Genomic DNA, 19,680 nt, shown 5'->3' with positions numbered 1-19,680 from the left:
CAATTGTTAGCCCCTAACTGCCAAAAGAATAAGGTGTAAAGCCTTACTGTATTACTATTAGCGAAGCTTTAGCCGGGAAGAAAAAGTAAATAGACGCATCGTTGCGGCTGTAATGGCCGAAGTGTGTGTGCTAACCAGCCATAGCATTGTGTATTCAATATAAACTATAATAATAAACGCGATGAAGTACAAAATCCTGCTCCCTTTGTTAGTGTCTGTAGCATTTTTAAATGCATGTAAGAAAGACAAATCTGAAGTTACTGTTCCGGGAGACACCATTCTTGAGTCTTATTATCCCGGTGAATCTATGGAAATTAAAGAGCTTGCCATATATACACAAAACACCGTTATCACTGATCAGGCTTCCATTCAGAATTTCCTTAACCGGAATGCCAATGATGAAGTAAAAAAGCATTTTTTTCCTGGTATAAGCACGGTTCCTGTTCCGGCATCAAATACCATGTTGAATATGTTGAACGATAATCGTGTAAATGTAAACGGTGTAAACATGCAGATCGTGGGTTACAGAGATTCCATTATGTTGGTTAGAGAGTATACATCAACTCCAATACCTTCAACGGGAGTTCCCTGCCAGTCATTGTCTAATTACGTAGCTGAGTACAATCCCTTTACCGATTGTCCCGATGCCAACTGCAGTACCTATCGTAAAGTATCGCCATTGATCGTAAACGGTCTCAACTACTATGCTCCCCTGTTGACTTATATCGTTAAATCAGACAACTGTGTTGCCATACCTAACGAAATGCCGGCGATCAATGTGTTAAATCACAACTTGCAGAGCCTGCTGGGTCTTTACGATTCAGTACTGGTTCAATATGCAAAATTGCCTATGATCAAAAAAGCGAAAGATTAATGTATATTTCAAGAAAGGGCTGCCGCAATCATATGTTTGCCGGCAGCCTTTTTATTAGTGATCTCCGATAGTTTTCATTCCCGCAGTAGATCAACTACCTGCATGCCCACTTCAGCAGCGTATTATTACAGGTAAATTTACCTGCACTGATATAACCTATACCTGCATACTCATTTATAAGAAAAGTTGACACTTCCAAATTATCAGTAGTAAATTATTCATGCATACTGATCCTTTTTTTTCATTTGCATACAATAAAGGTTTTTCTGCATACAAAAATTAAACATTCGCACCATTTTACTATAAGGAGGGATACAAAAATTATATATTTGTTCGTTTATTAGAACCTAATTTAACCCAAAATCAGTATCATGAAAATTTTGTACAGATCTCTTGGATTTGTTACCGTATTGGCTCTTAGTACCCTTTTTACTTCTTGCGACAAGGTTAAAGACCTGGTTACGATCAACGTTCCTCTTCAAACAGCGGATGTTAAGTTTACCATTGATCCGGTTGCTGCCGGTAATATACAGGAAACCGCTTTTCAATGGGGAATTAATATTGACAGTGTTTTAAAAAAAGAAAATGCTGACCTCGGTATCGGCAACATTAAGAAAGTAAAAGTGAAAAGCATCACTTTGAATCTTACAAAATCAACACAGGATGATAACTGGTCTTCGTTCAGTGCTGCAGAAGCAGGCTTCGCTTCAAACGCGATCACGCCTGTCAACTACATCACATTCGCCAGCAAGTCAAGCATTCCTGACACGTACGCTACTTCTTTAGATCTTACCGTAAGCGATGTAGACCTGAAAGATCATTTCGGTGCAACTGTATTCTATTACAAAGTTAAAGCAACTGCACGCCGCGCTACTACAACAACACTTGAAGGTACAGCTACCATCAAGTTTGATATTGAAGCCGGTTTGTAATATGGTAAATTGCTGATTGGGTATTGTAGATCTGACAATATTCAATTGCAGAAAATTATAGGCCCTGTTATTTCGAAAGAAATAACAGGGTTTTTTGTCTGTTTGAACCAGTACCTACCAATTTTGAAACCGCGGCCCCAATTAATAAGACCTACATAATATTCTTCGACAGTCAAATTTCAAAACATTCCTTCCACTTAAAAATGAGCATTTTACGTTAGATGAAATAAAGAACGCACATAATTTTTTTGGAATACCGAATCTTTTTTCCATTTTTGTTATGTAGAACATAAAACAACTAACGCTTTAAAAATGCTTGTCATGAAAAAAAACTGCTATTTGTGGTGGCTGTCTGTTCACCCGCATAATTCCCTGTACCGTCCATTCATTTCAACATCCAGATAACAACCCTGCACAAAAAAACTAACGCTAATGACCTTGAAGAAATCGCCATTGCTAGCTGGCAAATGGTATTTGCTGTTGCCATTTGTAGCGCTTGTACTCCTGGCGGCCATCGCCAATGCCCAGGACCGTATTTTGACCGTTACCGGAAAAGTCACTGATGAACTGGATAAACCCCTGACAGGGGTAACTATCCGGATATACAATACAACAATAGCTACGGCCACCAATAGGGAAGGCTTTTATTCAATCAACGTAAACCCTGCCGACTCCATCGAATTTTCCTACACCGGTTATCGTTTCGAACGTTTTCCGGTAAAGAACCGGGTTGACCTCAACGTAAAACTTTCACCAGTAGCCGGTAGTATGGATGAGGTGACTGTTATCGGTTATGGTCAGCAAAAGAAAGTAAGCGTTGTAGGCTCGCAGGCAACCGTTACGCCTGAAGATCTGAAATTACCCGCACGCGATATTGCCGGTATGCTGGCCGGACGGATCTCCGGCGTTATTACCACATCGAGGGGTGGGGGACCCGGGGCTGATAATGCCAGTGTACTTGTACGCGGCGTTTCAACTTTTGGAACCAGCACAAGAACACCGCTGATCATTATTGATGGTGTACCCGACAGAAGTTTCAATGATGTTGACCCTGAAGATATTCAAACTTTTACGGTACTGAAAGATGCGACGTCAACGGCGGTGTATGGCACAAGAGGCGCGAATGGCGTAATCCTTATCAACACCAAACGTGGCGTTGCCGGTAAACCGCAGATCAATGTAGAGGTGAACCAGGGCGTTACGCAGTTTGTTCAGCTGCCCGAATTGCTCGATGCGCCTGCCTGGATGGAATTGTATAATGAAGCGCTTCAAACACGGGGGCGCGATGCTTTTTATACTGACGAAAGAATTGCCCTGCATCGCGACGGCACCGATCGCGACCTTTATCCCAACACCAACTGGTATAAAGAACTGTTCCGCGATTTCGGTTTAACGCAACGTGCCAATTTCAATGTAAGCGGCGGCGCCGAAAAAGCCAATTATTATATTTCTGCCGGTTATTACAATGAAACCGGTTTAATAAAACCTTATAAAGACGAAAGCTACGATACCAAATCCTATTATCGCCGGTACAATTTCACAGCCAATATTGGCGTGAACATAACGGGTTCTACCAAACTCGATCTGGGCATTGCTGCCATAGTGGATAAAAGGAACGGTCCGTATGATGGCGCCGTTGCCAATGTATCGAACAATTTATTTGAACAGGCATTGCGGGTTCCGCAGCACATCATACCGGCAAAATATTCAAACGGCCAGTGGGCCGGTACGCCCGATGGACGAAGCAGCCCCGCCCGGTTTGCTTTTGGTTTTGGCTCGGGGTACGATTACTCTGCAACCATCCGTCCGAACATCAGGGTTAAACAGGATCTTGGCATGATCGTAAAAGGTTTGTCTGCTTCCGGTTTATTCTCATTCGACGTGTATACCGATGCTACGGTAGCCACCACGCGCGCTGCCCGCATGTATTATGCAGAAGGCCGCGATGCGAATGGTACTCTCATTACACGGCAGTTAAATACCAGCAACGATCTGCTTTCATTTGCTTCCGCACGGTCAACCAACCGCAGAATGTATTCTGAAGCCTCGTTGAACTACCAGGCGAACTTCGGACGTAAACATGAAGTGGGTGGTTTGTTGTTATTCAACCAGTCGGAGTATATCGATGGCAATGCCACCAATTTTTCAACAGCTACACCGGTACGAAATCGCGGTTTAACCGGCCGTGCTACTTATGGCTTCAATAACCGGTATTTTGTGGAAGGCAATTTCGGTTATACCGGTTCTGAAAATTTCAGTCCCGCCAAACGTTATGGTTTCTTCCCTTCATTTGGTGTAGGCTGGGTGGTATCGGGCGAGCATTTCTTCAAACCGGTTACTGAGGTATTATCTTACTTCAAGCTACGTTATAGCTATGGCCTTACCGGCAATGGCGGTTATTCAGGGAACAGGTTCCTGTACCTGAATATGCTGACGAAAACGTCTTCAGGTGTTTACCAGTTCGGAACGCCATCTTCATTGTCACCAAACTACGGTGGTTATACGCAATCGCAAATTGCAACCGACGCTACCTGGGAAACATCTTACCGTCATAACCTCGGTATAGAAATGAATTTCCTGCATAATGATCTCAAAATGATCGTGGAGCTATTCCGCGAAAGAAGAGAGGATGTGCTTCGCGCCGACCAAACCATTCCAACCATTTCGGGTTTCGGCAGCATCAACCCCATCCGCAATATCGGTATTGTGTTGAACAAAGGTATTGACGTGTCGCTTTCATATAACAGGTCGTTTGCAAAGAACACCTGGTTAACTTTCACCGGCACCTTTACCTATAATAAAAACAAGAACCTGGAAGATGGATTGGCGCCGCAACCATATCCGTGGATGGAATGGAAGGGCCATGAAGTGGATGCAAAGGAATTATATACAGCGGTTGGTTTGTTTGAAAGCCAGGAGGAGATCGATAAATGGGCAAAACAAACAGGTAACCCACAGGTGGGTGATATTAAATATGCCGACCTGAATGGTGATGGACAGATCAACAACTTTGATGTGTCGCGTGTGGATGCCAATGGTACGCCGAAGATGATGTATGGTTTGAACATTGCCTTTGGTTACAAAGGTTTTGATATCGGCGCTTTTGTACAGGGCACTGGTAAGGTATGGTTGCTTTATGGCTCAGGTGATGGAACTTTACCTTTTAATAACGGCGCAAACAGTCCGAACCTGTATGCTGCCATAAAAGATCGCTGGACACCCGATAATACCAATGCCCGTCCATTCTATCCGCGGTTGAGCAGCAGTCTCGATCCTACCTCAAATTTTCTCGTGAGCAGCTGGTGGTTGCATCCTGCAGATTTCATCAGGTTGAAAAGTGCCGAGCTGGGGTATACATTACCTGCAGGGATATTACGCCGGAACAGGGTCAAAAACCTGCGGATATTTATCAACGGTACCAACCTGTTCACTATTTCGAAATGGAAGTATTGGGACCCTGAACTGAATGATACCGGAACCAGTTCCACAACCGTTACAAGAGGCGGGTTCTATCCCAATATCAGGGCGTATAATTTTGGCGCGAGAGTGACATTCTAATGTGATATTCGATACCTGTATAATCACGGCAGGGCGCGGCAGGTTGTGATAATGAAAGGCTGCCGGCACGGATTTCACCATTCTCCATTGACCATTTACCACTTACAAATGCATTTAAGAATGAAGAAGATACTTATAATAATAGTGTTTCTTGGGGTGGCAACAGGCTGCAGGAAAGGCTACTTCGATAACATCCCTAAGGACCTTGTTTCAACCGATGTTATTTTTAAAGACAAGACAGAGACCGAGAACTGGCTGGCGTCAGTTTACAGTTATATAATCGATCCCTGGTCAACCACAACCGGGTCGGCCCGTTACTGGGCCAATTTTACCGAAGAACTGGAGTTGAACTCCGCTTCCCTGCAGGCCAGTGGAATATTAAGTCCGGTGACCACCGTCAATATCTGGACGAGTAATTACCAGGGCATCCGGATGGCCAATATATTTATGGCCAATATCGAAAACAGTGAAACCAATCTGCTGAAAGAACCGAATGGTGAGGAACTGATTGGTCAATACAAAGGCGAGGCACGCTTTTTACGTGCATATTATTACTGGACGTTGATGAAATTATATGGTCCGGTAATTCTTGTCGGTGATAAAGTTGCCAGGTATGACGACGATTTTCAGTTGCCGCGCAACAGCTGGAGTGAGTGTATTGATTATATTCTGGCTGAATTAGATGCTGCGCAGGAAATGGTGCCTGATAAACATTTGACTGCCGGCGGAACGGAAGACGCAACGCAAACCGGCCGCATCAACAAACTGGTGATCGATGCGGTGAAAGCACAGGTGTTGCTTTTTGATGCAAGTCCACTGTATAATGGCAATCCCGATTATGCGGATTATAAGAATCCCGATGGTAAACAATTGATGAATACCATTTATGACGCAGGCAAATGGGCCAAAGCGGCGGCAGCCATTAAAACAGCTATAGACCATGCCAAAGCCAATGGAAAGAATATTTTTAAACAATCGAATGCCGATCCGTTTGTAGCTGCCTTTATGTCTTACCGCGATCTGTTTACTACCGGTTGGAGCACAGAAGGGATCTGGACCCGCGCCAATACCGCCTATTCCGCCTGGGAAAATGATGCGGCCCCACGGGCTGCGAACGGTAACTCATTCAATGCCTCGCTGGTAATGCCGCAGGAATTCGTAGATAAATTCAGAATGATCAATGGAAAGGCGATCAATGAGGCGGGCAGCAACTATACCGAAACCGGTTTTACTGCCACCGCAAAAGCGGGTTATTATGTGGCCGGTACTTCCAATATGTACGTAAATCGGGAACCGCGTTTTTATAACATCGTTACATTCAATGGCGCTACGGTACCATTTGTAGCAAAATCAGGACAAACGCATGTGCAATTCTGGCCGGCAGGCAATTCAGGCAATGCCAATGGCAGTGAACCGAAATTTCCAAAGACCGGTTACCTGGTGCGCAAGCATACCAATCCATCGAGAAATTTGTCGAACAACTCAGGCAATATCGTGCGGCCGGCTATGTATATAAGGTTAGGGGAATTGTATTTGAGCTATGCCGAAGCATTGAATGAATCGGATCCTTCGAACCCGGCTATTCTCGAGCATTTGAATGCGATCCGTACCCGTGGCGGTATTCCGGAGCTGGCCGGCAGTTTTACCCAGGATGAAATGCGTAAATTCATTCAAATGGAGCGATGCATTGAAATGGCCTACGAAGGTTGCCGTTTCTTCGACGTGCGCAGGTGGAAAATTGCCAATACGCCCGAAGGCCGGCAAGGCGGTGATTTTACCGGTGTGAATGTATATGCCGGCACAGGTTTGACCGATCCTGATTTTTATGCAAAGACTAGAACCTCCACACGCAACTGGGATAATAAATATTACATCTTCCCCGTGCCGCAGAGTGAATTGAACAAGAACTTTGCCATGGTGCAGGCACCAGGGTATTAGTTAGTTCACAGTTCACAGTTCATAGTTCATGGTTCATAGTGCATAGTTTGTGGAGATGGGAGCTGGTTACCAGTTACCAGTTACCGGGGAATTCAGAATACGGTTGCATGCTACAGGTTTACTATTGCAGATTTCTTTATAACCCGTTGCAGTTTGAACGGGCATCAGTATGTACAATAAAATTGACAGTAGAAATGCTTATCTCAAAACTCATTTTGTATTGCCTCCCTGTTTGTTTGTTGCCGGTGTTGGTTTGTGCAGAACCGCACGGGGAACCGGAGATCGTCATTACCCAACAACGTTACCAGGTGCCTGTATTGAAATTAAAAAAGGATAACCCGGTAGCACGTATCCGTATGCGTGTTGCAGCTGCCGTGGCCAATGCGCATTTGTCGGAATTGACGTTCGATACAAAAGGAACATCCGAGCTGAAAGATATAAAGCAACTCAGGTTATATTATACCGGCGCCGACTCGGGTTATCGCAATCTGGGGAATGTCGACAAATTACAATTGACAGGAAGCGCAGATAAACCGGCAGCAAAACTGACAATCAGATGCGATCTGTCATTGTTACCCGGCGATCATTACTTCTGGGTTTCCGTAGAATTGAATAATGAGGCGTCCCTGCTGCATTTTATTTCTGTCAACACTATCAATGCCGTACTGAATGGTAAGTTGCACCAGATTGGCGGCCAGTCAAAAATTCTTCAACGTACCGGCATTGCACTGCGACAGCATAACCAGGATAGTGTACATACGTATCGCATACCCGGATTGGCCACCGCAAAAGACGGTTCATTATTGGCTGTTTATGATGTGCGCCGTGAAAGCGGTCGCGACCTCCAGGGAAATATCGATATAGGTGTAAGCCGCAGTACCGATGGCGGCAAAACCTGGCTTCCGATGCAGATCGCAATCGATATGGGAGCCTGGGGAGGATTACCAGAGAAATTCAACGGCGTTTCCGACGCAAATATCCTGGTTGATAAAAACACCGGTTCCATCTTTGTCGCCGGGCTTTGGATGCATGGTGTATTGAACGAACAGGGCAAATGGATAGAAGGGTTGAACGAAGAAAGCAAAGACTGGAATCACCAATGGAAAAACAGCGGTTCACAACCCGGTTTTGATGTAAAACAAACCGCCCAGTTCATGATCGTGAAAAGCGAAGACCATGGCAAAACCTGGAGCAAACCGGTGAACATTACCCGCCAGTGTAAACAGGAAGACTGGTGGTTGTGGGCGCCGGCGCCGGGCCAGGGCATAACGCTGCGCGATGGAACCATTGTTTTTCCGACCCAGGGCCGCGATAAAACGGGTAAAGCATTTTCTACCATCACTTATAGCAAAGACGGCGGCAATACATGGCATACCGGTAAACGCGCCTTCAAACAGTCTACGACAGAAAATATGGCCGTTGAATTGAGCGACGGCGCCGTTATGCTTAACATGCGATATAATAAAAACAAAACAGATACTGGTGACACCAACGGCCGGGTAATTGCCGTAACCCGTAATTTGGGTGAGGACTGGACTGAACATCCAGCCAGCCGTGGTGCTTTGCATGAACCTGTTTGTATGGCCAGTATCATCAGGCACGATTATACACTGAAGGGGAAAAAGAGATCGATGCTGGTATTCAGTAATCCTGATTCAAAAACCACCAGGCATCATATGACCATCAAAGTGAGTTATGACGATGGACTTACCTGGCCGGTAAACAAAAAAATATTGCTCGATGAATGGAAAAGCCGCGGGTATTCCTGTTTAACCAGTATCGATAATGATACCATTGGTATTTTGTATGAAGGCAGCCAGAGCGATATGGTTTTTCAGCAGATAAAATTGAAAGAGCTGTTGCCTTAGTGAAAGCTTTCAGTTGTTGATAGATAAACGGGCAGAAAAAATTTATTGAACGATGGTTAAATGTATTTGCCATCGTTCAATTATTTTAGGTAAATGAGGCCGGTAAGCTTATTGAATTATTGGAGGGGGATTGTTTTCTATTATGGTGCGTTTTTAATTAGTAAGGGACGGTTTAAAATATAAAAACGAGTCTTATGATAATCAATTGTTCCTGCAGTTAAAAAGCCTTCCGGATAACCGGAAGGCCCTGTCAATTATCAATAGAGCGAAAAAACTTATTTTAACAAACCTTCCAGCAACACCCCATCACCGGCCGGCATATCGAGTTGTAATAATTTACTGATCAGCGGGGCAATGTCAACCAGGCCCATTTGCGGTATTACCACGCCTTTTTTAATACCATACCCAAACGCTACAAAACCGGTTTGTATTTCTTTAAAATCGGGGAAAAATCCATGCGTGCCGCCTTTTGCTGCGCGCATAAACCCGCCGGTTGCTGCATTATTAAATGTATAGCCCTGTTTTCCGGCCAATGCAAATGCGGCATTGCCATCGGCGCCTACAGCATCCAGTTCCTCGCGGGTTTTGATAAAAAAGGTATTTTGCTGCGCCTGGGGCAGGCTTTTGAGCAGTTGCATTACTTTCTCTTTGATTTGTTTGTCGTTTTTGTCTTTTAAATGCAGAAATGCCGCACCGCCGCTTTGGTGAAAGTATGCTTTCCAGTTCTCAGGTTTTTGCGGATCGTACAAACCGGCATTTGCCAGCAGTGTGTTAGGGGCAATGCTGGAATGAATATCCACAAAGCCATGATCGCCGGTAATTATAAATGTGGTTTTATCGGCAATACCTGCTTTTTGTACCGCCTCGCGAATGCTTTTGATGGCGCGGTCAACGCCGGCAATGGCGGCTCTTACCTTATCGCCATCGCGCCCCTGTTCGTGCTCAAAATGATCTACCGTTACCAGGTGCACTGCCAGCAGGGAAGGTTTATATTGACGGATGAGGTAACCGCTCATGCGGGCGAGGTTCTCATCAAGGCCAATGTAATCACCGTTCCAATCCTGTTCGGTGAGTTTACCGGTTGCATGTTGTTCAACCTCTTCATACAATCCGGCGGGAATGGCGTTTTCCTGCAATGCTTTTCCCATAGTACGCGGTTTTCCTTTTTCTGCCGGCAGGTACCAGTATTCCGGAATGTTGTAAGTGGCTGGTCCGCCTACCGAAACAGGCCAGAAAACGGAGGCTGTTTTCAAACCCTTTTCTTTGGCCACACTGAACAAGGTAGGCACTTTTATATTTTCATATTTCCACATCCAGTTACCGGTTACGCCAAGCGGTTCTGAAGGCGTATTATAATATACACCGTGTTTCAGTGGTTTTACACCCGAGATCATGGTGGTGTGGGAAGGGTAGGTCACCGTTGGAAAAACACCATCTACCCCTTCGGCATAAGCGCCGCTTTCCATCGCCTGGCGCAGATGCACCATGTTCCAGGAAGGGTCTTTATAAAATTCGGGGCGTAACCCATCTATGCTGATGAGAATAACGTGCTTATCCTGTGCGGTAATGCTTGAGCTGCACAAAATAAGCGTACAGGCTGCGAAAAATATTTTTTTCATTTTTAGATAGTAGTGTTTCAATGACGCGCGAATATAATTTGATGTAATAAAATTTAATATGAATTAATTGTTAGGCCCTGGTTTGGGTTTATGGTTTTCTATTCGAAGAAATTATAATGTATTCGAATTTCAGCCAGGGCCAGGCTGGGTGAATGATCTGAATCGGTGGATCAAACTGTTACCTATAAACCATAAACTATGAACTGCTTTTCGTTTAGCAAACAAATCAATAAACAATAGACTGTGAAAGCAGTTGGTTAGTACTATTTTAAAAAATAGTTTTTTATATTGGGAATAATTTTTTATTATCGCATAGTTCTAATGACTGTTTTTCAATCCTGTTATCTCCGCACAAATTGATTGTTGTTGAAGTAAGATTTCTTGCCTGCATTAACCATTTAACGTAATGATTGCTGCAGCCTCCTTGCCTGCATTGCACCCGAAGCTATGTGCAAAATAGTTTTCCTGCTTTTTTGCCGGGTAATTATTTCTTTATTGCAGGTCAGGTAAATTAACCAGAACCTCTGAACTAACTGAACTGAAACATGAGAACCACTGTTGCACTATTGTGCTTACTGCTACCTGTTATGGCCGTGGCATGGCCCGGTCAAACCGATTATTTAGCCGTGCTGCAGAAGGCAGCTCCAAAAGAACGGCTAGCTGTTGCCCGCAGGATCTATAACGATCAGCTCATTCAACTCGACTCAGCCCAGGCAATGATTGCGCTTAACCGCATCAACAAATGGGCTTCCGCCAATCACGACATACCAATAAAATTGTTCTCGGTTATTGCCATGGGCGATTACCATAAAGAACATGACATGGAGCACTCCGGTGATAAGGCTATTCAATTCTTCACTACTGCACTTGAAATGGCTTTGGCTGCCGGCTTAAAAGAAACCGAAGCTGAAGTATATAATAATATGGGGTGGTTGTATTATAAGAACGACAAATTTCCCCAGGCCTTCGAATACATGATAAAGGCCAATAATATTATCCAGAAAATAGGTTATGCAAATTATCAGCATGCCAGCCGCTATTTATATGACCTGGGTTATATTTATTGCGATTTCGGGAATTATGAAAAAGCGAAACATTACCTCACAGAAGCAATCAGGTACCCGTACACTAATTCTTTGTACGCCATTAGAACGCTGAACACCATTGGCCTCGCATACCGGGAGTTGAAACAATTCGACAGCGCCGTTATATATTTTAATATGGGGCTCGATACCGCCAAAGCGGTGCAAAACGTACCCTGGATCGGTATCATTTCAGGTAACCTCGGCTCGGTGCATTATTTTCTGCAACAATATGAGGAAGCCATTCCGTTATTGAAGATCGATTACGCATTGAGTATGGAAAGCGGGGAATGGGCGAGTGCGGCCAATACCATTTGTATGCTCGCCGACCTCGATCTCGATAAACGGCAATTGAACGATGCCGCAATGAAACTGGATGAAGCCCGGGATGTGATCAACCGGCAGCCGGATGTTCGACCGTTCGTTTATTATGCCTTGCTGCGGGCGCGGTTGTTCAAATACCTGAATAGGTACGACAGCGCTTTTTCCTATCTCGATACGGCCCGGCGGGTTACCTACAAATTGAATCAGCGCCGCGATGCACTGGTGTTTAGCCAGGCCGAACAAAAGGTAGCGGTAGAACTGCATTTGTCGGAAATGAAACTGCTCGAAAGTGAAAAGAGCAAAAGCCTGTTATTACGAAATTTTATCATCGTGGTGATCCTGCTGGTGCTGGTGATCGCCGCGCAGCTTATTTTCAGGCAACAGCTGAAACAAAAGAAGGATAAGGAATTGCTAAAGAATGCGGTGACGCAGTTGAACTATTATATCGACAGCGTACGCGAGAAGAACCAGCTGATAGATCAGTTCAAACAGGAGATAGATCATCTGAACTCGTTACCCGAGCAGTTTACCATGCTTCAGGAAAAGGAAGAGATCGCCGGTAAGTTGCGGAAGTATTCTATTTTAACGGAGGACGACTGGAATGAGTTCAGGAATTTATTTGAAAAGGTACAAATAGGATTTTTCGATAAATTAAAACAGCGATTTCCCGATCTAACGCCTTCGGAACAACGTTTACTCGCCTTAATGAAACTAAAGCTGTCGAAGCGGGAAATGGCCGGAATGTTGGGGATTGCTCCCGACTCCATCAAAAAAACACGACAGCGTATCAGGAAAAAGATCAATGTGCTGGATGATGCCGCGCTGGAGGAACTGGTAGCTGGATTGTAGGGAAGCTAAAGTTGAAAGTTGTAAGTTTTAAGTGGTAAGTTATAAGTTGAAAGCAGCAAGCTTAAAGCCTAAAGCCGAAGGCAAATACAGCAGCAAGCTTCAGGCTGTAAGCTGAAAACAAATACAGAATATAGCTGTGCGCCTAAAGCCGAAGGCAAATACAGCAGCAAGCTTCAAGCTGTAAGCTGAAAGCAAATACAGAATATAGCTGTGCGCCTAAAGCCTAAAGGAGAAGGAAAATACAGAATCCTGAGATAAGATGAAAGGCAAAGGCCAGTACGAAATGCACGCTTCGTGTGCGGCGCTGTGCCGCATGGGTATGCGCTATCCCGTAAGGCCGGCTATTTAAGTTTCCATAAACATAAGGTATAAGCGGACCCCCGCCAGGGTCTGACTGGGTTCACGATATATGAACCTGCCGCAATTGCTTTGCAGCTACCCGCGAAATTTGAAAGCACGTTCCGGAACAGGCGCTTACAGGCTGATCATTATTTTGCCACGCGTTCAGCAGGCGGGGAGCATATATTTCGGAAAAATTAATGCGAATATTCTTTCGCGCTAATCATTGATTTTAAGGGGTGAAAATGGAAAAATTGTGGATAATCCCGATTGTCCCGCTGTTGTCCCGGTGTTGCGGCCACCCTGTATCCCCCTTTTTTCTGTCTATTAACGTAATAATAATATAAAGCGAAACGCTCAGGGCTCAACGCGCAACGCAAGAGTGTAAAGGGACGATTCGCATTAATTGTTCGGCGTTAAGCGGGTCATAGTTCGGCAACCAAAATCAACTGCAGCAAATGAGATATTTTGAACGGGCATTTGTTTTAATTTTTGTTTTAGGTTTTATTTTTTCTGCAAAAAGTTTAGCCAGCCCCGGCGACACTACCTGGGTTCAGGCACAAAATGATGTACAGCTCGACTGGTACAATGACTTCGACGCCTCTGTAACTTTTCCCTCCGGTTCCCTTTCCTATCGAAAGATCATAATGATATTTACGCTGGGTAAATACCAGTGTCCTGCGGGTACCCAGTATTGTGGCGACTGGGATTATACCGTTCAGAATTTTTTGATGACGCCTACCGATACGTTCGAGTTATCGCGGCTTATTACCCCATACGCCAATGCCTCTTATCCCAGAACACCCTGGGGCTGGAAGCAACGGTATTATTTCGATGTCACCGATTTCTATCCCGTGTTAAAAAATGCTGCCACGATCAGGTTGAGCTATCATAATTACTCCGGCGGTTTTACAGGTAACATAAAATTTGCATTTATAGAAGGAACCCCGCCTCGGAACGTGACCGGGATCAAAAGATTATGGCACGGCGCATTGCCTTTTGGCAATGCCGCTGACCCAATAGAAAACTACCTGCCCGCAACAAATGTTACCGCGCCGGCCAATACCCAACAGGCTGAAATGAATTTCACCGTTACAGGGCATGGCAGCGACAATACCGGCTGTTCGGAATTCTGCAGCAAATACTACCAGGTATATGCCAACAGCAGTTTGAAAGAAACAAAAACGGTGTGGAAAGACAATTGTGGCAGCAACAACCTGTACCCGCAATCAGGCACCTGGGTTTACAACAGGGCAGGGTGGTGCCCCGGTGAACTCGTAACCACCAACGTACATAAGCTGGGTGCAACAACCGCAGGCAGCAACCTGAACGTAGATGTGAATTTTCAACCGTACACCGGCAATGGCGGCGCTTCATATATCGTAGAATCAGCGCTTTTCTTTTATGGCGGTTATAATCAGGCGCTGGATGCCTCGGTAGAGAACATTATTGCGCCAAATGATTATGAAGGCTATTTCAGGGCAAATCCTATCTGCGGCAACCCGGTCGTTGTTATTAAAAACACAGGTGCCACAACCATCAGTTCGGTTTCATTGCAATATGGCGTGGTGGGGCAAACATTGCAAACCTATACGGCATCGGGCATGTCGCTGGTTTCAGGTAAAGACACTGCTATTACGCTGCCCGATCTGTCGGCCCTCGCTACTTTGAAAACCGGCACAGTAAACAGGTTCGTGGTAATCATCGATAAACTGAATGGCAATGCAGATGGATATGCTTTGAACAATAACATGGAATCATCGTTTGTGGCGGCGCCCGAGTGGCCCGGTGAGTTTGCGATGATCATAAAGAGTAATAATTATGCATCACAAACGAAATGGCGAATTGAAAACCTGGGCGGTACCGTTTTAAAACAACGCAGTCCAACCAGCGCACTTACCGTTTATACCGATTCGGTAGCGCTGCCTGATGGGTGTTACCGGCTGGTGGTTACAGATGCCAGTTGCGACGGGTTGTACTGGTGGGCCAATTCATCTGCGGGCAGGGGATACCTTTATGCCAGGAAAAGGGATGGCGGCATTATCCCTTTTACGAATGGACTGCCCGCCTATCCGGCAACGCTGGCGCCCGATTTCGGTTGCGGTTTTACACAATATTTCCGCGTGTCGAATACGCTGGCGGCAGATCAGTTGTTGTTGAGCGGCGAAGCAAAAGATACCGCCAACCTGCTTGTGTGGGAAACCAATAAGGAAGTGAATACCGACCGTTTTATCGTAAAATATTCCATCAATGATACAACATGGTCGGCCATTGCAGAAATAAAAGCGAATGGCAACACCACCTCCAGAATATCCTATAGTACAAAACATAAACCCTCAGTACATTCCGCATTTCACTATTACCGGCTGAAGCTGTATTACGCAGACGGCTCCTGGAAATACAGTAATAAGGTAACGCTTTCGCCGGTTGCCAATAGTGAATATGCCGTGGATGTGCGACCTAATCCCTTCGATGAAGAAATAAAAGTGCGTATCACCTCACCGCATCCGCAAACAGCAAACATTTCGGTTGTTGATGTACAGGGAAGGCTGTTGTTCAGAATGAATAACAACCTGAATACAGGATTGAATGTGATCACTGTAGGCGGGCACCGTTTTGCGGCAGGCATCTATACGATAATTATCAGTTCAGCGGAGGGACAAAAGGTTTCCAGGAAAATTGTAAAACTGTAAAGCTGTTATACATCATTCTGGTTGCCTCTATATGAAAGCGTTTTTGTTCAACCTTATTCCGATAGTTAACACAAAAAAGTACATTTTATGAAGAGCCCTGATTCTAAATTAGTAGTGAAAATGCGGGCAGGCGATGTGTCGGCATTTGATAGTTTGTATTGGCGGTATTACCAGGTGGTGTACCGCAATATCCTGAAGCTTACAAAAGATCCGCTGGTATCGGAAGATATTTTGCAGGAAGTATTTATCAGACTTTGGGAGAAAAGGCAGGACATCAATTATGAACAGCCGGTCGTTAACTGGATCTTTGTCATCAGTTTCAATTTATCAATCGATTATACCCGCAAAAAACTAAGAGAACAGGAGCTGCACCGGAAGCTGCTCGCCGATAGCGACGCCATTCCCCAGAACCCTTCCGTATACGAGGATTATTACCAGTTGCTGAAACGCGCTATAGATCAACTTTCTCCCCAAAAACAACGGATCGTAAAGCTGTGCAAGCTGGAAGGGAAAACCTACGAAGAAGCTGCGGCTGAAATGCAGATCTCACGGCATACTGTAAAGGAATATTTGTCGGCGGCCATGGCTAATTTGAGTGAATATGTACGGCAGCATGCGAGTAAGGTGTCGGGGATTGGGTGTGTTGTTTGAGGGACGGCAATCGGCAATCGGCTTGAGTTTTGGCGCCGCAGGGTCGTAATAAAATCTGAATAATCGCGAGTCCATTCACGATTCACGAAAAATGACACTTGAACCCAAAGGAATAACGTTAAGAAAAATATAAACAATATCACCTCTCCATCCCCCCCGAAATCTTTAGTAAACCGTGTTTATAATATATAAAATCTAACTGGTGAAAGACAAACAGGATTATTTAAAATACTTGTTAGCTCAAAAGAAATTGACCAGTGAAGAAGAAGAATGGTTGCTGAAATATTTGAACGATCATGATATTTCGGATATTAAAAAAATAGCGGCTGAAGATTTTGAGACCGACATAACGTACATGAAGAAGAGCCTTGACAGAAAACAGTCGGAAGAGATCCTTGAAAAAATTCATAGCCGTATTTATGTTCCGGCCCCGACCTTTTATCAGACAATCCGGTTGCATCGCTTAAAGATAGCAGTTGCAGCGCTGATCATAATAATTGCAGGCGCAGGATATTGGTTTATGGAAACGGGCGTGTTGTTTACGCCGGCGAATAAGGAGATAGTAACTACAGGTAAAAGAAAAACAGTCAAATTGCCTGATGGTTCGTTGATAACGCTGGAACCGAACAGCAGGCTCGTATATCCGCAACGCTTCACCGGCAATACACGTGAAGTGAATTTAACCGGCGAGGCGTACTTTGAAGTAAAACCCAACCATGAAAAGCCGTTTATCGTTCAAACGCCTTACGTGATCGCTACAGTGCTGGGTACGTCGTTCAATGTGGAAGCTTATCCGAATGGAATAGCGAAGGTAGTGGTAACGACGGGGCGTGTGAAGGTACAAACCGTAAATGCTTCCAACGAGTTGCAGGCGGTGATCATCAATGCCAATCAAAGCGTGGCATACAACATCATCATCAATGAAATTGAGAAGCGGAACGCACCTGAGGAAGCCGTATACTACAAACAACGGCGTAGCGGTAAGTTCAGTTATACGGGCGTACCTGTTGCAAAAGTGGTACGGGAAATGGAGCGGTATTACCACACTTCGGTTACCCTGGAAGGAGATATGAACGGCTGTGTTTTCTATGGTTATTTCCAGGCGAATGACAATGTGGAAAGAGCGTTGAGCCTGGTAGCCCTGTCACTGAATGCAACGGTTAAAAAGAAAAGTAACAATAAAGGATACTTTATTACCGGCGGCACCTGCCGGTAACCCTGAAAAACCAATTCTGACGCTTCGGGAACCATGCCTTCACCGGTAGTGACCGGCTGGCGCAACATTTCTGTGCTTATCTGAAACAGCTGTTGATCTCCCCCGGCGTATGTAATTCATTGTAAAGCATCTTGCCATTTAATGTTTATGGCGGCATTTGGTTGTACGGCTAAAAACCGGCGACAAATCTGCCTATTACCTAAAATCAACCCAGAAACGGTATGTACAAAACATTACCACATGCATCTTTTTGCCCTTCCGGGAAAAGTGTTAGAACCTTACTGCTGTTACTTCTGCTTTTGTGTGGCGTTGCAGGCCAGTTGCTGGCGGGCGGCGACAATGCAAAGAAACGCCAGAACGTACTGGATAAGATCATTTCCATCGAGTTAAAGAATGTGGTGTTGAAAGATGCCCTTGACAAGATCGGCAGCACTGCAAAAGTATTTTTTGTTCATACCAATAACGAAATACTGCTTAAGAACAAAGTAAGCGTATCGGCACATAAACAAACGGTAGGCGAAGTGCTTAAAAAGATCCTTTCGCCCTATGCACTTTCCTATATCGTGGTTGACGATCGCATTATTGTTCGGCCGGAAAATAATTCCCCGGTGCGGCAGGTGTCTGCCACACCCGGCGAACCCGCACATTCAACAAACGACATAAACATAAAAGGAGTGGTTACCTCCGAAAAGGGGGCGCCCCTGGCAGGTGTTTCGATCATAGTGCGGGGTACTTCCCGCGGGGTAGCTACCAATGAAAAAGGCGAGTTCGAACTTAAAAATATCAGCAGCGACGCGGTGCTGGTATTCTCCGTTACGGGATACGCTACAGAGGAAATAAAAGTAAGCGATCATAAAAACGGGTTCATTCAGGTGAAACTGAAAGAAGAAGCTACCAATATGGACCAGGTGGTGGTAACCGGTTACCAGAATATCGATAAGAAAAAGTTTGCCGGTTCTTCCGTTCACCTGAAAATGGACGATATAAAGATGGACGGTACCACCGATGTGAGCAGGATGCTGGAAGGCCGTGCCGCCGGCGTATCGGTACAAAACGTGTCGGGCACGTTCGGCGCTGCACCAAAAGTGCGCATCCGTGGCGCTACTTCTATCAATGGTGATAACAAACCTCTATGGGTAGTTGACGGCGTGGTACTGGAAGATATCGTGAACATCTCGAACGACCAGTTGTCGAGCGGCGACCCTACCACGCTTTTAGGTTCTGCTGTGGCCGGTTTGAATGCCAATGACATTGAAAGCTTCAACATCCTGAAAGATGCAGCTGCAACCGCTTTATACGGCGCCCGCGCCATGAACGGGGTAGTGGTGATCACTACCAAAAGAGGTCGCGCAGGCAGAACTTCGGTGAACTATACCGGTAACTACAGCACCCAGTTCAAACCAACATACAACGATTACAATATCATGAACTCTGCGCAGCAGATGTCGGTTTTGGCGGAACTGTGGCGCAAAGGGATCCTTAATTCCGACCTGCTCGACAGAAGCGACATCGGTGTGTATGGAAAAATGTATGAGCAATTGAGCACACTCGATTCAAACGGCAATTTCGTGCTGAAGAATAACAACGCTTCTCAGCGCGCCTTCCTGTTGCGGTATGCAAAAGCCAATACCGATTGGTTCGACCTGCTTTTCCGTAACAACTTTATGCAGGAACATTCCATATCCATATCGTCTGGTACCGATAAAAGCCAGTCTTATTTTTCTACCAGTTATTATG

Annotated in this window: 11 protein-coding genes; 10 read left to right on the top strand and 1 reads right to left on the bottom strand. The window is 45.1% G+C overall.

The features are described from left to right. The first annotated feature begins 181 nt into the window (after positions 1-181). From A4R26_RS20750 to A4R26_RS20730, 5 genes are all read left to right on the top strand, one after another. Positions 182-874, top strand: a complete 693-nt coding sequence (locus A4R26_RS20750; RefSeq protein ID WP_081167817.1) for a hypothetical protein — start codon at positions 182-184, stop codon at positions 872-874. Positions 875-1,245: 371 nt separating this feature from the next. After that, positions 1,246-1,806, top strand: coding sequence for a hypothetical protein (locus tag A4R26_RS20745; protein ID WP_081167814.1), 561 nt, complete (start codon positions 1,246-1,248; stop codon positions 1,804-1,806). Between the two features lie 432 nt (positions 1,807-2,238). After that, positions 2,239-5,364 (top strand): SusC/RagA family TonB-linked outer membrane protein, encoded by a 3,126-nt coding sequence (locus tag A4R26_RS20740; RefSeq protein ID WP_081167810.1) that lies wholly within the window; start codon positions 2,239-2,241, stop codon positions 5,362-5,364. Between the two features lie 120 nt (positions 5,365-5,484). Beyond that, entirely contained in the window at positions 5,485-7,302 is a 1,818-nt protein-coding gene (locus A4R26_RS20735) for a RagB/SusD family nutrient uptake outer membrane protein (RefSeq protein WP_165760352.1), read from the top strand. Positions 7,303-7,496: 194 nt separating this feature from the next. After that, the gene (locus A4R26_RS20730) at positions 7,497-9,170 is read left to right on the top strand and encodes a sialidase family protein (protein WP_081167798.1); all 1,674 of its coding nucleotides are present in this window, start codon (positions 7,497-7,499) and stop codon (positions 9,168-9,170) included. 275 nt (positions 9,171-9,445) lie between these two features. Here the strand turns inward: A4R26_RS20730 and A4R26_RS20725 are convergent, their stop codons facing one another. Next, positions 9,446-10,789 carry an alkaline phosphatase family protein gene (locus A4R26_RS20725; RefSeq protein ID WP_081167795.1) on the bottom strand — a complete coding sequence of 448 codons (1,344 nt, stop codon included), beginning with the start codon at positions 10,787-10,789 and terminating at the stop codon, positions 9,446-9,448. A 545-nt stretch (positions 10,790-11,334) separates the two neighbouring features. Between A4R26_RS20725 and A4R26_RS20720 the strand changes: the two genes are divergently transcribed. From A4R26_RS20720 to A4R26_RS20700, 5 genes are all read left to right on the top strand, one after another. Beyond that, positions 11,335-13,044 carry a tetratricopeptide repeat protein gene (locus A4R26_RS20720; RefSeq protein ID WP_081167791.1) on the top strand — a complete coding sequence of 570 codons (1,710 nt, stop codon included), beginning with the start codon at positions 11,335-11,337 and terminating at the stop codon, positions 13,042-13,044. 797 nt (positions 13,045-13,841) lie between these two features. After that, positions 13,842-16,076, top strand: coding sequence for a peptide-N-glycosidase F-related protein (locus A4R26_RS20715; RefSeq protein WP_081167786.1), 2,235 nt, complete (start codon positions 13,842-13,844; stop codon positions 16,074-16,076). Between the two features lie 87 nt (positions 16,077-16,163). After that, on the top strand, positions 16,164-16,727 hold the full coding sequence (locus A4R26_RS20710) for an RNA polymerase sigma factor (protein WP_081167782.1): 564 nt from the start codon (positions 16,164-16,166) through the stop codon (positions 16,725-16,727). A 202-nt stretch (positions 16,728-16,929) separates the two neighbouring features. After that, positions 16,930-17,943: a FecR family protein gene (locus tag A4R26_RS20705; RefSeq protein WP_081167779.1), complete on the top strand. Its 1,014-nt coding sequence runs from the start codon at positions 16,930-16,932 to the stop codon at positions 17,941-17,943. 221 nt (positions 17,944-18,164) lie between these two features. Beyond that, on the top strand, positions 18,165-19,680 hold a 1,516-nt coding region (locus A4R26_RS20700), incomplete at its 3' end, for a carboxypeptidase-like regulatory domain-containing protein (RefSeq protein WP_165760351.1).

It is taken from the genome of Niastella populi (genome assembly GCF_002078015.1).
GTDB lineage: Bacteria > Bacteroidota > Bacteroidia > Chitinophagales > Chitinophagaceae > Niastella > Niastella populi.
The sequence above is the reverse complement of the archived record's forward strand: the minus strand, read 5'-3'. Positions and strand labels throughout refer to the sequence as shown.